Below are 17,076 nucleotides of genomic sequence, written 5' to 3'. Positions count from 1 at the left end.
ATCCCTTATTAATAATCGCATTATTCAAAATGCGCTTAATTGTAAGAGGAATGCGGAATGAGTGAAATGAATAGCAACTACAGGGATAATTAATTAAGAATGAGGGATACTGGTCACATGAGTATTAATATTCAATATAAATACATTAAAATAAATTAATAATATGAACAAATAAAAAATGCCAACCCCATAATCAGGATTGGCAATAATACTTTATTCTTCACTTTTCTTTTGATTCAAACCATACTCGCGTAACTTGTTAGCGATCGCAGTATGTGAAACACCAAGCCGTTTGGCCAGTTTACGCGTGCTGGGGTAATTCATATACAACTGCGTCAGCACAGAGCGTTCAAAGCGGCTGGTAATTTCATCCAGCGAGCCTTCCATCACCTCTTCTCCGACCGCAACCGTTGCCGCATCGTAATCTGGCAATAATATATCCTGTGGCCGCAACTCATATCCCTCTAACTGGGTCAACGCCCGATAGATGGCATTTTTAAGCTGGCGCACGTTACCTGGCCAACCGTAGCGGGTTAATACCGTACTGAGATCGGCGGACAGTTTCGGACGCGGTACGCCCTGTTCGTCGGCAAAACGCGCCACAAACAGTTCGGTGAGCGGCATGATATCTTGCGGACAATCGCGCAGCGGCGGCAGGTTGAGGGTCAGCACGTTCAGACGATAATACAGATCTTCGCGGAACAAACCTTTCTGCACCAGCTCCACCAGGTTCTTTTGCGTGGCGCAAATCACACGTACATCGACATGGACTTCATGATCTTCGCCAACCCGGCGGAAGGTCCCGTCATTGAGGAAACGCAACAATTTGGTCTGCATGCTCGGCGACATTTCGCCAATCTCATCCAGCAGCACCGAGCCGCCGTTAGCCTGCTCGAAGAACCCTTTTTTACCTTCCCCTGCGTGACCAAACAGCTCGCTTTCGACCGCGTCTTCAGGGATCGACGCACAGTTCAGCGCCAGATACGGCTTCGCCGCACGCGGGCTCGCCAGATGACAGGCATGGGCAAAGAGATCCTTACCCGTACCGGTATTACCGGTGATCAGCAGCGGTGCGCTCAGCGTCGCCAGCTTACGGGCCTGTTCTACGACATGCTTCATTTTGGCGCTGACGGCAATAATCTGGCTAAACGCGCTCAGATCCTGCGTGGTCATATTTTGCAACTGACGCCCCATCCGGATGGTGGAACGCAGCATGACGACGGCTCCCGTCAGCATTTGCTCCTGATTTTCACCCTGCAAATGAACTGGCGTAATTTCCATCAGGAAATTCTGTCCGTTAATCACGACATGCTCGCTATGTGAATCCTGCGGATTGCTTTCGAGCCAGCGCTGGAAGTTAAAACCATTGATTAACTGGGCGGCAGTATGATTACGCATCCGCTCCTGAGAGTGAGCAAAAAGCTGACAGCTCGCAGGGTTCGCCATCTCAATTTTGCTTTTCATATCCAGAGAAAGAACGGGTTCAGGCAATGCCTCGAGCAGCGCACTCAGCGCCAGATGTTCCCGTTCGGAAGGCATCCAGGGGACGGTACGTACATCCGTAACTCCTGAAATACGGCGGATTTCAGCCATCAGACTACTGAAGTTGGTGAACTCCAGCTCCGCAAAATTAAGGTAAATTCGCCCGATGGGGTCAATCTCGATACCGCGTAAATCAATGCTTCTTAGCACCAGTAAATCGAGCAATTCGCGGGTCAGACCAAGTCGGTCTTCACAAAAGACTTCCAAACGCATAGGAACCTTCACCTGGACAAGGGATTATGTGTTAAATGATAAGACAGTATTTGGTTTGCAGGAAGAACTCTGTCAACAAATATTGACAGCACGCTGGAAAATTGGGCGCCGCGGCGTAAAGTTATACCATCGACGCCCTGTTCCAGTTAACTTTCACGCGGAGATTTGTTCTTTTGTAAGGTCTCTTTGACCTGACCAATCAACTGGCGGCGAAAATCCCCAAGTCGTGGTTTATCGTCATCGATCCACGGGAGCGGACGGCAGAGTTCCATCGCTTTAATACCCAGACGCGCCGTTAACAGCCCGGCACCAATACCCTGCGCAGCACGTGTGGATAAGCGCGCCGCCAGATCTTGCGACATCCAGTCCATACCAACCTCGCGGACCAATTCGCTGGCGCCGGCAAAGGCGATATTCAGCAGTACCAGCCGGAACAGACGCAGACGACTGTAATACCCGAGCTCAATGCCATACAGCGAGGCAATACGATTAATCAGCCGCAGATTGCGCCAGGCGATAAATGCCATATCCACCAGCGCCAGTGGGCTGACGGCAATCATCAGTGTGGACTCCGCCGCAGAACGACTGATCTCACGTCGCGCCTGCGCGTCCAGCACCGGTTGCACAAGATGGGCATACAGGCTGACGATTTCACGATCGTTTTGCGTTTCGTGGATAGAGGCATACCAGCGCTGTAACGCCGGATGGGACTGATCAATACCCGCCTGCTGCGCCAGCTTTTCACAAAATGCGCGACCTTTTCCTGTTCCGTGGCTATGAAGCAGGTCTCGCGCTTCATCACGTTCATGCGCTCGCTGGCGCAAACGCCACAACCTGCGCCACTCGGTCGCCACTGAACCCACGCCTGCGCCGACGATCAGCGCGCCCGCGGCGCACCCTCCCAGCGCGACCCAGTCCTGAGTCTGCCAGGCATTCATGGTCCACTGTACGCCCTGTGCGACAACACTCACACCAAACAGCGCCAGCCCGCCCATCACCATTTTGCGCCACAAACTGCGTTTAGGACGCAAGGCAGCATCAATCACCGCTTCTGCCTGACCTTCGTCTTCCAGAGGCTCATCCAGTGTCGCCGGAGCAAAGGTCTGCGCTTCCGTTTCATTGAACATTTGCTGCGCTTTAAACGCCGTGTTTTGTTCCACGTCCAGCGGACCTGAGAAATCGATACGCGGTTTTAACGGCTCGCTCATCGCAATTTATCTCCTATTAAAAACTCCAGCGCGGCATCAAGACGGATATGCGGTAAGGGTTTATCAACATCCATCACCTGCGGGCGAAATGCTTCAAACTGAAATCCCTGGCTGTCCCAGAATGCCTGTCCTGGCAGTCGTGCGGGCACTTCACCAGGATAGACGGTCAGCGGTTCGCCATCGCTCAGGCGATTGCCACGCAGCGCCGGGATCTTTTCGCCTTTCACATCAATCAGGCCGCTGGTGGTTGCCTGTACCGATGCCAGGCCCAGACAATCCATGCTAATACCTTCGAACGCGGCGTTTTGCCAGGCATCCTGAATCAGTTGCTGGAGCAACGACACCATATTGGCGTGCTGATCGACCGTGACATGGTCTGCTTTGGTGGCGGCAAATAACAGTTTGTCGATCACCGGAGAGAACAGCCGACGAAACAGCGTACGCTGCCCGTAATGGAAGCTTTGCATCAATTGGGTCAGCGCCAGACGCATATCATTGAACGCCTGTGGCCCGCTGTTGAGCGGTTGCAGGCAATCCACCAGTACAATTTGGCGATCAAAACGCAGGAAGTGATTCTTATAAAAGCCCTTCACAACCTTTTCGCAATAGTAATTAAACCGCTCGCGCAACATGCCTGCGTTGGTGTGTTTGTCCGCCTGCGCCAGCTTAGATTCGCCGTATTCTTCCACATCCGGCCACGGGAAGAATTGCAGCGCGGGCGCACCCGCCATATCTCCCGGCAGGACAAAGCGTCCTGGTTGAATAAAATGCAGCCCCTGCTGTTTGCACTGATGCAAATACTCCGTCCACGCGGCGGCAATTTCCGCCAGACGGTTTTCATCAGCAGGGGCCAGCGGATCCAGCCCCTGGCATAGCTGTCGCCATCTGGCCGACCATTCGCCCCGCTGACCTTGCAATAATCCGGTCATCTGCCGCGACCAGCTCAGGTAATCCTGCGCCAGCATCGGTAGATCGAGCAGCCACTCGCCCGGATAATCGACGATTTCCAGGTATAGCGTGGAGGTGTCTTTGAAGTGGCGCAGCAAAGAGTCATTGGACTTGTAGCGCAGCGCCAGGCGAATTTCGCTCACCCCGCGCGTCGGTGTCGGCCAGGCTGGCGGAGAGCCATACAGCTGAGCCAGTCCCTCATCATAGGTAAAACGCGGAATGCCAAAATCACGTTGAGGAACCCGTTTAACGCCGAGCAGACGTTCTTCGCGCACGCAGCTGAGCAACGGCAGACGCGCACCGGCATGAATATTGAGTAACTGGTTTACCATCGCGGTGATGAACGCCGTCTTACCGCTACGGCTAAGCCCGGTGACAGCCAGGCGCAAATGCCGATCTACGCCGCGATTAACCAGCGAATTGAGTTCATTTTTAAGTCGCTTCATCGCCATCCCGTTATGCTGAAGGAACCGAAGAAATTATAACAAATAGGAAGTAAAGATAGGGGTCAATTCTTATTTATCAACTACCTGAGCGGTGTCAGACGGCATTATTCCTGCCGCCTGTTACAGAAGATATACGGATGGTTTAGTTATTCTCTACTTTTGGCAGCGCGATCTGGTTGATTCCACCTTCATTCGTCACCTGCGTGTAGCCCATTTCAACGAGCATATCCTTCGCCTGCCCCGACTGACGCCCGGAGTTACAATACAACTTCACGGTGTCGGTCTTATCAGGCACTTCTGTTGCGATACGCGCCTTCATCTCTTTTAACGGAATATTGACGGCCCCCTGAATATGCTGCTGTTGGTATTGCTCAGGAACACGAACATCAATCCAGTGTTCGGCAGCATAAACCGGCATGCCAATGACCAGTACCAACGCTAATACGCCTTTTTTAAACATAATATCTTCCTGATCGATAGTTGGATTTCACTACAACACTATACGCCAGTTCTTAAGAAAATATTGCGACTGCATTATCATCGTACACACCAGCAGATCGCATTGTTCTTCAGGTAACACATTGTGCGGTGTGTCTTTTGATTTTTCTGTCAGCATTCTGTGATTGTTGTCATTCGGCATTGAACTCCATAATATGTCCGCCATTGACTCTCGGACGGAGCTTGGGATCTATGTCTCCTACCATTTATGATATTGCACGAGCCGCTGGCGTATCAAAATCCACGGTATCGCGCGTGCTGAATAAGCAAACCAACATCTCGCCGGAAGCGCTGGAAAAAGTGCTGCGCGCTATTGATGAGTTACAGTATCAGCCCAATAAACTGGCTCGGGCGCTCACCTCTTCCGGCTTTGACGCAATAATGGTGATATCAACCCGTTCTGCCAAAACAACCGCCGGTAATCCCTTTTTCTCTGAAGTGCTGCATGCTATTACGGCCAAAGCCGAAGAAGTCGGTTTTGATGTCATATTACAGACGTCGCGAAGCACCGAAGATGATTTACAAAAATGTGAGAGTAAAATTAAGCAAAAATTGATCAAAGGCATCATTATGCTGAGTTCTCCCGCCGATGAATCTTTTTTTGCAAGACTGGATAAATATAACGTCCCGGTCGTGGTTATTGGTAAAGTGGAAGGAGAGTATGCCAATGTGTATTCTGTAGACACTGATAACTATCGTGACAGCATCACACTGACAAATGCGCTTATTGAGAGCGGCCACAGTAATATTGCCTGTTTACATGCCCCGCTTGACGTTCATGTTTCCATCGATCGCGTCAACGGGTATAAAGCCAGTCTTCAGGCACATAATATTCAAATACGCGATGAGTGGATTATTGATGGGGGTTATACTCATGAGACCGCCCTGCTCGCTTCGCGGAAATTACTGAGTCAACAACCGTTACCCGACGCAGTATTTGCCACCGACAGTTTAAAGTTAATGAGTTTATATCGCGTGGCGGCTGAGAAAAATATCGCCATTCCGCAACAGCTTGCCGTTGTAGGCTACAGTAATGAACTGCTGTCATTTATGCTGACACCCGTGCCGGGAGGCATTGATGTCCCAACTCAGCAGCTCGGCGAACAAAGCTGTAATTTATTATTTAATCTGATTGCCGGTGAGAAAGGATTGCAGAACATCACCGTGGGTACGCAAATATCGTTGGCCGACTCACTGGTGTAAAAACAGGGGCATAACAATGCCCCTGCACATTTTAGAATGCGTAATTCACACCAATCCCCGCATAATGGAATCTGTCGCTTTCACCTTCGTCGTGATCTTCCCATTCATATGCATATTCCAGTGACATTGATAAACCATTTTGGAAATCATAAGCATACAGTAAACCAAGTCGATTGAAATCATGCCCTTCACGTTCTGGATCATCCTGCCAGTCCCAGTTCGTCCAGCGGTCGAGGCCAATACGGGTGTACGGCGTCAGGGTGGTATTGCCGAAAGACAACGGTAAGTAAGCACGAATTTCCTGAGTTGAGAACTCACCATTATTACGCGAGTCCGCCAGATTAAAACCGCGTTCGAGATAATAGTTGACCGTTAAGCCCACCGTTTCGTTGAAGGTATAATTCAGACCGGTTTCGCTTTCAACGCGGCTATCTGAGTAACCCGTGGTACTCAAGTCATTGACGAATTGATACATTGCCAGCCAGCCGCTAAAACGCAAATCGTCGCTAAGTTTAATATCCCAGTCCGGCTGAACTTTCCAGCGCTGCATATTGGCAGTGTCTTTTCCTGGTTCATTAACATAGTGATAGCCGTAATTACGGAAACCACCGGTCAGGCCGAAATTAACATCCTCGCTTTCGAGGAATTGATAGCGAACTTCCAGTTCCGGGCGATCAAACCAGGTACCGCGTTTCCCCTCGCTGTAATCAACCGGACCTTCCTGATAATAGGCCACAGATATTTTCCATGGTCCATTGGACGCATTAAAATAGACTGACGGCTCAGCCAGTCCATCCATATCTTCGCCCTGACCTTCAACGTTTTCTATTTCGTACATGGCACCGATATTAAAGCGCCAGTCATTTTTTTCAGCGGCCTGCGCACAGGCCACTCCTGCGCTCATAATCAGCGCAGTAGCGGACAGTAGGGTTTTCATTATTATTCCTTGTTAAAATACTCTAAAAAAAACACCAAGATTCGGGGGGTTATCCCCCCGGAATTTTATTGAATAGCCACTTCAGTTTCAGCATCAAAGAAATGGCATTTCGCCATATCAAAATGAATAGTGATATTTTCTCCTGCGTGATAATCATTCACTGCCCCAGCACGGACCACTAACTCATGCCCCCCAACGATGGTATAAAGCATAAACTCAGCGCCTGTTAATTCTGCCACGCTAATTTTTGCTGATACATTATTTTCATTATTAGGCTGCGGATGTATGTCTTCAGGACGAATACCCAGCGTAACGGCCTGATGCTCATAACCCTGCGCTTTTAGCTGTGCTAATTTATTTTCGGGAATGGTTAACTTCAGCGTTTCGGTAACGAATTTATTACCATCAATTGCGCCACGAATAAAATTCATGGCCGGCGATCCAATAAATCCGGCGACGAACATATTTGCCGGGTGGTTATACACCGTTTTCGGTGCGCCAACCTGTTGAACAATACCATCCTTCATAATCACAATACGCGTCGCCATCGTCATGGCTTCGGTTTGATCATGGGTAACATATATCATGGTGGTATTCAGTTTCTGATGCAGTTTGCTAATTTCTGCCCGCATCTGCACGCGAAGTTTGGCATCGAGATTCGATAAAGGCTCATCCATCAGGAAGACCCCCGCCTCACGAACAATCGCACGTCCCAGCGCCACGCGCTGGCGCTGACCGCCGGATAACGCGCCAGGTTTACGCTGCAGATAATCGCGCAGGCCAAGGATTTGCGCCGCCCAGTTAACGCGCTCCTCGATCACCGCCGGAGCAATTTTCTGCATCTTCAGGCCAAACGCCATATTGTCATAGACGGTCATGTGCGGGTACAACGCATAGTTCTGAAAAACCATCGCAATATTGCGCGATTTCGCCGGCACATCATTCATCCGTTTACCGTCAATCAGCAGATCGCCGCCGCTGATCTCTTCCAGGCCGGCGATCATGCGCAACGTCGTAGACTTCCCGCAACCGGAAGGCCCAACAAAAACAATAAACTCTTTGTCTTCGATTTCCAGATTGAAGTCTTTAACGACGTGCACCTGGTTGTCGTAAATTTTTTGAATATGTTGCAACGAAAGCTGTGCCATGTTGAATCCTTTACTTGTCGTGTTGCCAGAAAGCCGATAAGCACGGCCACGTCAGAAATTCGGTTGAAGGGAGCTGCAAGTTTGCCCCGTTCAGCCCCGTACCGATGCCAACAGAGCGCATGCCGCAGGCGTTGATCGCATCCACGCCTGCTTGAGCATCTTCTATGCCAATGCACTGCTGCGGGTCAACGCCAAGACCCGCACAGGCAGCCAGAAAAATCTCCGGATCCGGTTTCGAACGGGTAATCAGCGCCGCATCCGCACAAAAGTCAAAACAAGCGCTAAGATCAAGCGCCTGTAAAATAGTGGGCGCATTGAGCGACACTGAGGCTAGCCCCACCGGAATCCGCTCTTCCCGTAATGTCATTAACAGTTCGCGAATCCCCGGCAATACCGAGTTAACCGTTAACTGGCGCAAAGAATGGACATACAGACGATTTTTTCTCTCAGCCAATTGTGCGCAAGTCTCGGGAGTAAACTCCCCCGCCTTTCCGCCGTGGTGCAAAATACGCTGCAGTGACTCGCCACGACTAATCCCTTTCAGGCTGTCATTAAATGCTTCGTCGATCGCAATCCCTATTTCGTCGGCTACCTGCCGCCACGCCAGGAAATGCAGATGCGCGGTATCGGTAATCACGCCATCCAAATCAAAAATGATGGCCTGTGGTTTGAGTATCATTCATCGTCCCTTTTTGTGGTAGCGGTCCCATAAATAGACGTAATAATACCGTCATAGGTAATCGCTGACGCCCCCTGGACGGCGATCTTTTCGCCATTAACCCACAAGGTAATACGCTCAGTGCTGCTAATGCGGATTTCTGCTTTATTGATAGTGACCTGCATATCAACGCCCTGCCAACGCAGTGGGAAAGAGAGAGTTTGCCAATGGTCAGGCAATGCAGGGGCAAGATGTAACTCCCCGTGGCGAACATTCACGCCAGCAAATCCCTGAATTGCGCCCAGCCAGATGGCCCCCGTCGCCGCAGCGTGGATACCGTCATCACAGCTATGTGGATCGTCTCCGAGATCGATAAGCGATCCTTCACGCCAGAAGCGATACCCCTGCACTGAATCACCACAACGCGCAGCCACAATCCCATGGATAGCCTTACTCAAAGACGAGTCATGAATGGTGCGCGGCTCGTAAAACCGCAGGTTCACCAGACAGGTTTGCGGGTTGAATTGCTCCGGCAGCATATAGGTCAGCATCACCACATCGGCCTGTTTGAGAATTTGCATCTCATTGACCTCTGCGCGGGAGTAATCGAGCAAAATCGTCTGCTTGCCCGCTTTCGCTTTGTAACTGGACAGATCGATAACCGGTTTGCTCAGGAAGGTGTCGTCCTGAGGTAACACACCATCGGACAACGCTTCCGGTCGCCACAGATGGCGTAAAAAATGCTCAGCACGGTGAATAAAGGTCTCATCGCTACAGCCCAGGCGACGCGCAAAACCGAGCGCCTGCTCCACGTTGTACCAGGCCATGTAGTTGGTGAACGCATTGTTGTTCACATGCTCTGTGTATTCATCCGGGCCAATTACATTGTGGATCTCTAAACGGTCATTAACCATGACGGCTCTGCTGATCCAGAACTTCGCTGTTTCCAGAAGCAGCGTTATACCTTCACGGGACATAAAGTTCATATCCCCGGTGGCATGCCAGTAATTGATCACCGCCCAGGCTATATCCGCCACGAGATGATGTTCAGCTTGTGCGGAGGCCACTTTCTGCCGCAGCCCGGTACGGATGTTGATCGCCGCGAATTCAGGCGTCTCCTCCTCACCGCTGCGCGCGCTCTCCCAGGGAAACAGCGCCCCCTGCCAACCGTTGCGGCGGGCTTTCTCACGCGCGCCCGACAAATTATGCCAGCGGTAACGTAATAAACTTCTTGCTGTTTTCGGCTCGGTGAAGAGATGGAACGGTAACAGAAAGACCTCGGTATCCCAGAAAACGTGACCTTTATACCCTTCGCCTGTCAGACCTTTCGCCGCAATACTGCTGCGCTCATCGTGATCTGGCGTCATTACACGCAAATGATAGAGCGCATAATCCAGCGCTCGCTGATCGCTCATATCATTACTGGTGACCTGAACGCGACGGCTTTGCCACCAGGCATGCCAGTTAGCGGTCGACTCCGCCAGCAGCGCATCGTATCCCTGCTGGGCGCACGCTTCCAGATTACGTAGCGACTGGCGTGCCCAGGTTTCCAGCGACAGGCTGCGCTCGCTCGCCCAGTCTATCCAGCTAATTTTCGTCAGCGTAACGCGTTGTCCGGTTTTCGCCTGCACGCTATTGTGTTGTAACAACCGACGTTCTTTGGCGGTGAAGCAGCGCTGCGCCGCACCGTCTACGTCGCAAAACGTCGCGATCGCGATATCGTTGCGATTGTCCTGGGTGGTGTAAATGCCTTGCAGCAGATGCTGACCAAATACCCGGACCTGCGTTTCATCCAGATGCTGACGTCCATGATTGGTGATCGTGGCATCAATCCCGGTTGAGATGCCAATGCTCGCATCACCATCCAGCGGGGTAACGGCAACTTCCATAGCAAACAGCGGCAGTTTTTGCGCCGAGACAAACCGCCGGCTCTCAATAGCGAAACGTGCGCCGCCGGGCGCTCGCCAGACCAGGGTACGGCGTAATTCTCCGCTGGCAAAATCCAGTTCACGATGCCAGCGCTCAATCACACCGCTGGTTAGCGAGAAAATCTCACCATTAAGCGCGATCTCCACGCCCACCACATCAGGCAGATTAACCAGTTCATTAATTTCACCTTTCCCCGCCCGGTGATACAGTCCCGCCAGATACATGCCGCGAGTTTGTAAGGTGTAGGCTTCTTCGTGGCTGGCGCGAATCCCCATATAGCCGTTGCCAAGCGTCATCAGCGACGCATATTTGTTGAGGCTGTGTGGGCAAAAAGCCGGTTCGGTTAGCATTACTGGCTTCGTCATAAGTCTACATATGTTCCTGTTTCAGCCGATTCATACAGTGCGGCAACCAGTTGTTGAATAACGACGCCCTGCTCTGCGTCCGCAATAGCGACAGGCTCGCCCTGAACGTGATTCACGAAGGCCTCCATGCTGCGAAAATGACGATTGTCATCGGCTATTTCGCGCTGGAACAGCACGTCCAGCGTCCCGTCACGATCGGTATAGACCCGCGCCGGAAATAAGGTCGCCCCGGCAAGATCGCCGCAGAAATTGACGTTCATAATCGATTGTTCAGGAATATTCAGCGCGAAAGAGGTCTCAAGACGCAGGATCCCGCCGTTATGAAATTCGATCGTGCCGAACAGAGAATCCTCAACGGTGTACGTCGCGGGATCCCATGCCCCGAACTGGCCGCTGCTCTTACGTGTGCCAATACGCTGATAGCTGTGCGCGTTAACACGCTTTACCGCCGGGAAGCCCAACACATACATCGCGGCATCAAGCATATGGATACCGATATCAATCAGCGGCCCACCGCCCTGCAGTTCCTTGTTGGTAAAAACACCCCAGCCGGGTACGCCGCAGCGACGCAAAGCGCGGACATTAGTGACATAGATTTCGCCCAGCGCGCCTGCCATCACCTGTTCGCGAAGCAACTGGGTATCCAGTGCGAAACGATGGTGAAAATCATATGCCAGTACTTTTCCCATCCGCCGCGCCGTTTTACACATCTCCAGCGCCTCGTCTGGCGTCATGGCCGGGGGCTTTTCGCACATCACATGACAGCCAGCGTTCAGCGCCAACATGGTGTGTTCATAATGAAAACGATTGGGCGAACAGATGCTGACGATATCTGGCTTTGCTTCGCGTAACATCGTCTGCGGATCGTCCCAAACCTGCGGATTACCGTATTTCTCTGCCAGCACCTGCGCCTGTGACAGGCGGCTGTCACAGACAGCCACCAGTTCCAGATCGTTGCGGGTGCAGTAGTACGAAGCATGAACTTTATCCGCTACCTGCCCGGCGCCGATAATGGCGACACGTAGCGGAGCGCTTGTCAGTGCACTTTTCACGGAAATCCTCTTAGCAGGTACGCAGCCAGGCCAGCGACTGACGGTATGCTTCCGGCAGGTTCTCCGCCCGTACCCGTCCTTCATACACTACGTAACCCTGATAATTATCTTCCCGCAGTTGGTCAAACAGCGCAGAGAAATCCAGCGTACCGCTCCCCGGCTGATAACGATGGTTATCCGCAATATGCACGTGACCCAGCAGATCGCGATTATCGTGCAGCGCCTGCGCCATATCGTCTTCTTCGATATTCATGTGGTAAAAATCACCAATGATTTGCACATGCTTCAGGTTGTTTTCCGCGATATAGCGGCGAGCATCCGCCAGGGTGTTGATCATATGATCCTGATAGCGATTGAGCGGCTCGAGATACACCACCGTGCCCGTACGTTCAGCGACTTTATCGAGATAAATCAATGAATCACTGACGGCTTTGCGATCGCCTTCCAGGCTACGCGGAGAGGTCATCGGCGGTAGGCGGAAGGTAAACATGCCCCAGGCGGCAGGGACAATAATCCCTTGCCCGCCGACTTCGGCCAGCGCTTCAAGAATGCGGGTGATCTGCTGTAAACCATTCAAACGACGTTCTTCGATAAAATCACCGATCCAACCGTCATAGCCCCCGCAGGCGGTGGTCACGGGCAGACCTGTTTCTTTGATCGCCGCTTTCACTTCCTCAAGATTGTTGACCAGCAATTTGCCGTCAATTTCAAAACCATCAAAACCCATCTCTTTGATGTAACGGAATTTCTCGAGAATATTTTCCGGGAAAAAAGCCTGATTCTGTGTTCCGATTTTCATTTTCTGCATTCCTTAATTAAAACGTCACGCCCATTTTGATGCTTTGTTCCGGATGGCGATCGACATACTGCATATAGCTTTCCGGGCTGCTGGCGAAGGTAACTACCGGGTCGATAAGCTCTTCACAGTTCAGATAACCGTTCATCAACAGTTCCCAGCAGGTCTCCTCAATGCGCTTGCGATTCCAGCGTGGATAATCTGGATTTGGTTCACTGCAGGCGCGGGAGAAGACAATTTTGGCGTTGTTGAAATGCGCTTCACGGCCCAGGTTGAACCCTTCTGCAAAAGGTTTTGCGAAGGCGACATAGGAGATGGTGCCCCCGTAGGCCAGACCGCGTAACGCTGATTGCAGCGCATCCGCATAGCCGCTGGTTTCGATGATCACATCCGCGCCCTGTTTGCCGGTCAGCTTTTTAATTTCCATGCCCACGTCAGTGCCAATCGGGTCCAGACAGAAATCAGCCCCATGGCGACGCGCGATATCACAACGATGGGCAATCGGATCCACGCCAATCACCACTGACGCTCCCGCTTTCTTAGCCAGTTGCACGGCGATCTGGCCAATTGCCCCTAACCCGACGATGACCACAAAGTCACCGACGCGCACATTGGCATCACGCACACCGCTCATAGCGAACTGTGCAGGGTCATAGCACACGGCATTTTTCCACGAACTGCCTTCCGGCATTTTGCGCAGTTTGTAGTTGTTCACGGCATTAAAGATGACCGTTTCTGCCAGTGGACCATATCCGCAGACAGAGTCGCCGACAGCGTAATCGGTCACATCGCTACCACACTCAATGACATCGCCCACAACCATGTTGCCAAGCTGGAACTTACCGAACTCGATTCCGCGCGGCGCCCCTTCCGGACGCGGCATAAACATTTGCCATTCGCCGTTAAAATCTTCATCAATAAACGGACTGGCAGCGCGGAAATCGACTACTTCAGTGCCATGTTTGGGTGCGCCAAAACGTACGCGGACTTTCACTTCATTGGCGGATACCGCTCTGTCTTCATATTCCACCAGCGCTGCAACACGCGGTTCGGTGGCAACTAACTTCTTCATTTACAACTCCTTAATTAAACTGGCCGCTTAGCCTTTCACGCCGCCTGCGGTCAAACCACTCTTAATAAAACGTTCGGAAAGCGCATACATAATGACCACCGGCAATGCGGTGACCAACGATGCGGCCATCATGCGTCCCCAGATATAGTCAGGCGTACTGAACAGCGCGTTCAGACCGACCGGTAAGGTAAAATTGCTGGCGCTGGAGAGGAAAATCGAGGCAAACAGATAGTCATTCCACGCGACCATAAAGCAGTACACAAAGACCGAAACCAGACCAGACATGGCCAACGGCACGGTGATGCGAAAGATAATTTGCAGACGATTTAATCCATCCATCATCGCGGCTTCTTCTATCTCATCCGGAATGGTGTCGAAGTAGCTTTTCAACATGAACACGGCTGTCGGCAGCGTTTGGGTCACCATGGTGATAATCAACGCCATTTCGGTGTCATAAATGCCGAGGGCCGTAATGATTTTGAACAACGGCACCACCAGCAAAATCCCCGAGAACATGTACACCGTGTAAAAGCTGGCGTTGATGGTCATCCGTCCCTTAAAACGCAGGCGGGAAAGCGCATACGCTCCGAGGACGCCGAGAAACACCGCCACCACAGATGACGAGACCGATACCACCAGGCTATTACGGAAGTAGTCAACAAACGGGAAGATCATCGGGTTGAAAATGTCGATGTAATGTTCCAGCGTCCATTGCTGAGGTAACAGCGTGGGATGCAGCGAAATCGCCTCTTTTGCGCTTTTAAATGAGGTCATCAGCATCACAAAAAACGGAAATAACGTGATACCGAGGAAGACAATTAATCCACAGTAAAAGCCGATGCGGCCAAGCGTGCGCTTATTTGTTGCCATTGAGGTTCACCCGTTTTCTGGTCAGCAGGATAACAGCGAAAATGATGACGAAGAGGACGACAGAAATAGCAGCCGCTTTACCCAGGTCATTGAATGCAAACGCCGTTTTATAGAGATAGACCCCGAGAATATCGACTTTGGTGGTCAGCAGATAAACATCGGCGAACATATAGAACATCCAGATCGTACGCAGCGTGACTACGGTCGCCAGCACCGGCATGATCGCTGGCAGCGTGACGATACGAAACCGTTGCCAGGCGTTCGCGCCATCCATTTCCGCCGCCTCATACAACGATTTATCAATAGTCTGCAAAATCGCCAGAAATGAGATAAAGGCATACGGGAAGTAGCGCCAGATGGCGAAAAGTACAACCAGTGCGAAGCTGCTGCCGGGATTGTCGAACCACAGCGGCGCCTGATCGTACAGATGCAGCAGATCCACGCCGAGGTAGTTCACAATGCCGTAGCCGTTGTTGAACATGTATTTCCAGGCAAACACCAGCGAAATTGATGGCGTTACGTAAGAGAGGATCACCAGCGAGCGCGCCGTTTTCCGCAGACGAAACTCACGGTTAAAAAACATCGCCACTCCCAGTCCCAGCACCGTGCTCCCGGCAACAACCAGCGCGGTATACCAGACCGTCATCCACAGCGAATGCCAGAATCCGGGATCGGTTAAGATACGGATATAGTTGCTCAAGCCGACAAATGTTGACTCAATTTGTGGATTAAGCGGCAGACGCATAAAGCTGATTTCGATGTTAGATATCATCGGCCATGCGACTAAACCACCCAGCAAGAGCAAGCTGGGCGCCAGCAGCAGCATGGCAAATGGCATATCCGATCGACCTGAGAAGAACTTATTCATCACGGCTTTCCATTTCCCCATTAGCGCTGTTCAACAAGGTCATCCAGTTTGGTCTGGCTTGCCTTCATCGTCGTTGAAAGATCGGCTTTTCCTACCGTGACGTTGTGCACCATGGTGCTTATGACACCGGAACCCGTAACGTCGCCCATGCGGGTAAAGTTCTTATCGCCGACTGCGCCAAACACCTGAATATTCGGCAGTTCGGCAATCAGTTGATCGGGTAATTCACCCAGTGCTTTAATAACGGGGTTATCTTTCCACGTTGCGGTATTCACCACTGCTTTATTGACCGGGAGCGCAGCGCCAGGGGACATCATCACCCAGTCAGCAATGTTGTCGGCCTGCTCCATAAAGGTGACAAATTTTTCTGCGGCTTCTGTCTCTTCGGTTTTTTGACCTGCGGTTATGGTCAGCGATGTCAACATGCCGTAGACGGCAGACGTTTTTTCCGTCGGAACCATAAAGCCAACATTTTTAGGATCCCCCTCCTTAATCACCGCCGGGAGGATATAGGTGGAATAAATAGCCATCGGCGCAGTGCCGTTCATGAAAGCGTCTTTGACCTCCATGATGTTGTTAGATCCCGGCATGGTATTCATCGCAAGCTGGCGGTAATACTGCAACGCCTGGGCCATCTCCGGCGTGTCGAGCGTGATCTTTCCCTGCGCATCGAAAACGTTAGCCTGGTTAGAGAGCGCGAACTGAGAGAAGGACTGTTCGGTCAATACGCTTTCCGCCGTAGGTAGCGCAATACCATATTTTTTACTGCCCGGATCGTTTAACTTCTGCGCCACTTCGAGCAGTTGCTGCCAGTCTTTCGGCTCTTCCAGCCCTGCTTTTGCCAGTGCATCTTTGCGATACCAGACCCCGCCAATCCAGGCGCTAACCGGTACCCCGGTCCATGCAGAGCCATCTTCGGTACGCACAATACGCAGTACGCCATCATAAAACGCGTCTTCACCCACACTGTTGATGACCTGCGCCACCGCTTTGCGATCGATAAGCGATTCTTTGTCCATGACTTTCGCGTAGTCATGGCTGGTTTCAATGACTTCAGGAAGTGAACCGCTACGTGCGAGGGTAATCACTTTGGTGTTGTAAGCATCCTCTTCAACAGGAACCTGTTTGACGCTGATACCGGGGTTCTCTTTTTCAAAGCGCTCAATCAGTTTGGCAATAACCGCCTGCCGCTCCTGTTCTACAGAAGAGTGCATAAATTCAATCGCGACAGAGGATTTTTTATCATCCTTACACCCGGAAACCAGGGCGCAGGACACCAGTGCTGAAATCAGCACAATTTTAGCTTTAAGCATGGAATGTTCC

General features: G+C 51.5%; 15 protein-coding genes. 1 reads left to right on the top strand and 14 read right to left on the bottom strand.

The window, feature by feature from the left end:
- Nucleotides 1-213 precede the first annotated feature (213 nt).
- From tyrR to pspE, 4 genes are all read right to left on the bottom strand, one after another.
- A complete protein-coding gene (gene tyrR / locus FDX09_RS22035) occupies nt 214-1,755 on the bottom strand; it encodes a transcriptional regulator TyrR (protein WP_038640886.1) in 1,542 nt (513 codons plus the stop codon).
- Between the two features lie 146 nt (nt 1,756-1,901).
- Nucleotides 1,902-2,963, bottom strand: coding sequence for a YcjF family protein (locus FDX09_RS22030; protein ID WP_087856139.1), 1,062 nt, complete (start codon nt 2,961-2,963; stop codon nt 1,902-1,904).
- Nucleotides 2,960-4,357, bottom strand: coding sequence for a YcjX family protein (locus FDX09_RS22025; RefSeq protein ID WP_069324996.1), 1,398 nt, complete (start codon nt 4,355-4,357; stop codon nt 2,960-2,962). The genes FDX09_RS22030 and FDX09_RS22025 overlap by 4 nt, the downstream gene beginning before the upstream one ends.
- A 142-nt stretch (nt 4,358-4,499) precedes the next feature.
- Nucleotides 4,500-4,817 carry a thiosulfate sulfurtransferase PspE gene (gene pspE, locus FDX09_RS22020; protein WP_137347861.1) on the bottom strand — a complete coding sequence of 106 codons (318 nt, stop codon included), beginning with the start codon at nt 4,815-4,817 and terminating at the stop codon, nt 4,500-4,502.
- A gap of 230 nt (nt 4,818-5,047) precedes the next feature.
- Between pspE and FDX09_RS22015 the strand changes: the two genes are divergently transcribed.
- Nucleotides 5,048-6,058, top strand: a complete 1,011-nt coding sequence (locus tag FDX09_RS22015) for a LacI family DNA-binding transcriptional regulator (protein WP_038640893.1) — start codon at nt 5,048-5,050, stop codon at nt 6,056-6,058.
- Between the two features lie 31 nt (nt 6,059-6,089).
- Here the strand turns inward: FDX09_RS22015 and FDX09_RS22010 are convergent, their stop codons facing one another.
- The 10 genes from FDX09_RS22010 to FDX09_RS21965 form a co-directional block, all read right to left on the bottom strand.
- Nucleotides 6,090-6,995 (bottom strand): OmpG family monomeric porin, encoded by a 906-nt coding sequence (locus FDX09_RS22010; protein ID WP_137347860.1) that lies wholly within the window; start codon nt 6,993-6,995, stop codon nt 6,090-6,092.
- A 65-nt stretch (nt 6,996-7,060) separates the two neighbouring features.
- Entirely contained in the window at nt 7,061-8,143 is a 1,083-nt protein-coding gene (locus FDX09_RS22005; RefSeq protein WP_038640897.1) for an ABC transporter ATP-binding protein, read from the bottom strand.
- A 10-nt stretch (nt 8,144-8,153) separates the two neighbouring features.
- Nucleotides 8,154-8,822: a beta-phosphoglucomutase gene (gene pgmB / locus FDX09_RS22000; protein WP_038640899.1), complete on the bottom strand. Its 669-nt coding sequence runs from the start codon at nt 8,820-8,822 to the stop codon at nt 8,154-8,156.
- On the bottom strand, nt 8,819-11,095 hold the full coding sequence (locus FDX09_RS21995; RefSeq protein WP_137347859.1) for a glycoside hydrolase family 65 protein: 2,277 nt from the start codon (nt 11,093-11,095) through the stop codon (nt 8,819-8,821). Before FDX09_RS21995 ends, pgmB begins: the two co-directional genes overlap by 4 nt.
- On the bottom strand, nt 11,092-12,147 hold the full coding sequence (locus tag FDX09_RS21990; RefSeq protein ID WP_038640903.1) for a Gfo/Idh/MocA family oxidoreductase: 1,056 nt from the start codon (nt 12,145-12,147) through the stop codon (nt 11,092-11,094). Before FDX09_RS21990 ends, FDX09_RS21995 begins: the two co-directional genes overlap by 4 nt.
- Before the next feature lie 10 nt (nt 12,148-12,157).
- Complete coding sequence (locus FDX09_RS21985) at nt 12,158-12,946, bottom strand: sugar phosphate isomerase/epimerase (RefSeq protein ID WP_137347858.1); 789 nt, start codon at nt 12,944-12,946, stop codon at nt 12,158-12,160.
- A 16-nt stretch (nt 12,947-12,962) separates the two neighbouring features.
- Nucleotides 12,963-14,015, bottom strand: coding sequence for a zinc-binding alcohol dehydrogenase (locus tag FDX09_RS21980; RefSeq protein WP_069324992.1), 1,053 nt, complete (start codon nt 14,013-14,015; stop codon nt 12,963-12,965).
- A 27-nt stretch (nt 14,016-14,042) separates the two neighbouring features.
- Nucleotides 14,043-14,885: a carbohydrate ABC transporter permease gene (locus FDX09_RS21975; protein WP_038640909.1), complete on the bottom strand. Its 843-nt coding sequence runs from the start codon at nt 14,883-14,885 to the stop codon at nt 14,043-14,045.
- Nucleotides 14,872-15,753, bottom strand: a complete 882-nt coding sequence (locus tag FDX09_RS21970) for a sugar ABC transporter permease (protein WP_038643191.1) — start codon at nt 15,751-15,753, stop codon at nt 14,872-14,874. The genes FDX09_RS21975 and FDX09_RS21970 overlap by 14 nt, the downstream gene beginning before the upstream one ends.
- Before the next feature lie 20 nt (nt 15,754-15,773).
- Nucleotides 15,774-17,066 carry an ABC transporter substrate-binding protein gene (locus FDX09_RS21965; protein WP_137347857.1) on the bottom strand — a complete coding sequence of 431 codons (1,293 nt, stop codon included), beginning with the start codon at nt 17,064-17,066 and terminating at the stop codon, nt 15,774-15,776.
- Nucleotides 17,067-17,076 lie beyond the last annotated feature (10 nt).

The organism is Citrobacter sp. wls717 (genome assembly GCF_005280955.1).
In the GTDB taxonomy this organism is placed as follows: domain Bacteria; phylum Pseudomonadota; class Gammaproteobacteria; order Enterobacterales; family Enterobacteriaceae; genus Citrobacter; species Citrobacter werkmanii.
The sequence above is the reverse complement of the archived record's forward strand: the minus strand, read 5'-3'. Positions and strand labels throughout refer to the sequence as shown.

Coding starts and splice junctions, on each gene's coding strand:
- tyrR (WP_038640886.1), bottom strand. CDS start 1,755: ATGCGTTTGGAAGTCTTTTGTGAAGACCGACTTGGTCTGACCCGCGAA.
- FDX09_RS22030 (WP_087856139.1), bottom strand. CDS start 2,963: ATGAGCGAGCCGTTAAAACCGCGTATCGATTTCTCAGGTCCGCTGGAC.
- FDX09_RS22025 (WP_069324996.1), bottom strand. CDS start 4,357: ATGAAGCGACTTAAAAATGAACTCAATTCGCTGGTTAATCGCGGCGTA.
- pspE (WP_137347861.1), bottom strand. CDS start 4,817: ATGTTTAAAAAAGGCGTATTAGCGTTGGTACTGGTCATTGGCATGCCG.
- FDX09_RS22015 (WP_038640893.1), top strand. CDS start 5,048: ATGTCTCCTACCATTTATGATATTGCACGAGCCGCTGGCGTATCAAAA.
- FDX09_RS22010 (WP_137347860.1), bottom strand. CDS start 6,995: ATGAAAACCCTACTGTCCGCTACTGCGCTGATTATGAGCGCAGGAGTG.
- FDX09_RS22005 (WP_038640897.1), bottom strand. CDS start 8,143: ATGGCACAGCTTTCGTTGCAACATATTCAAAAAATTTACGACAACCAG.
- pgmB (WP_038640899.1), bottom strand. CDS start 8,822: ATGATACTCAAACCACAGGCCATCATTTTTGATTTGGATGGCGTGATT.
- FDX09_RS21995 (WP_137347859.1), bottom strand. CDS start 11,095: ATGACGAAGCCAGTAATGCTAACCGAACCGGCTTTTTGCCCACACAGC.
- FDX09_RS21985 (WP_137347858.1), bottom strand. CDS start 12,946: ATGAAAATCGGAACACAGAATCAGGCTTTTTTCCCGGAAAATATTCTC.
- FDX09_RS21980 (WP_069324992.1), bottom strand. CDS start 14,015: ATGAAGAAGTTAGTTGCCACCGAACCGCGTGTTGCAGCGCTGGTGGAA.
- FDX09_RS21975 (WP_038640909.1), bottom strand. CDS start 14,885: ATGGCAACAAATAAGCGCACGCTTGGCCGCATCGGCTTTTACTGTGGA.
- FDX09_RS21970 (WP_038643191.1), bottom strand. CDS start 15,753: ATGAATAAGTTCTTCTCAGGTCGATCGGATATGCCATTTGCCATGCTG.
- FDX09_RS21965 (WP_137347857.1), bottom strand. CDS start 17,066: ATGCTTAAAGCTAAAATTGTGCTGATTTCAGCACTGGTGTCCTGCGCC.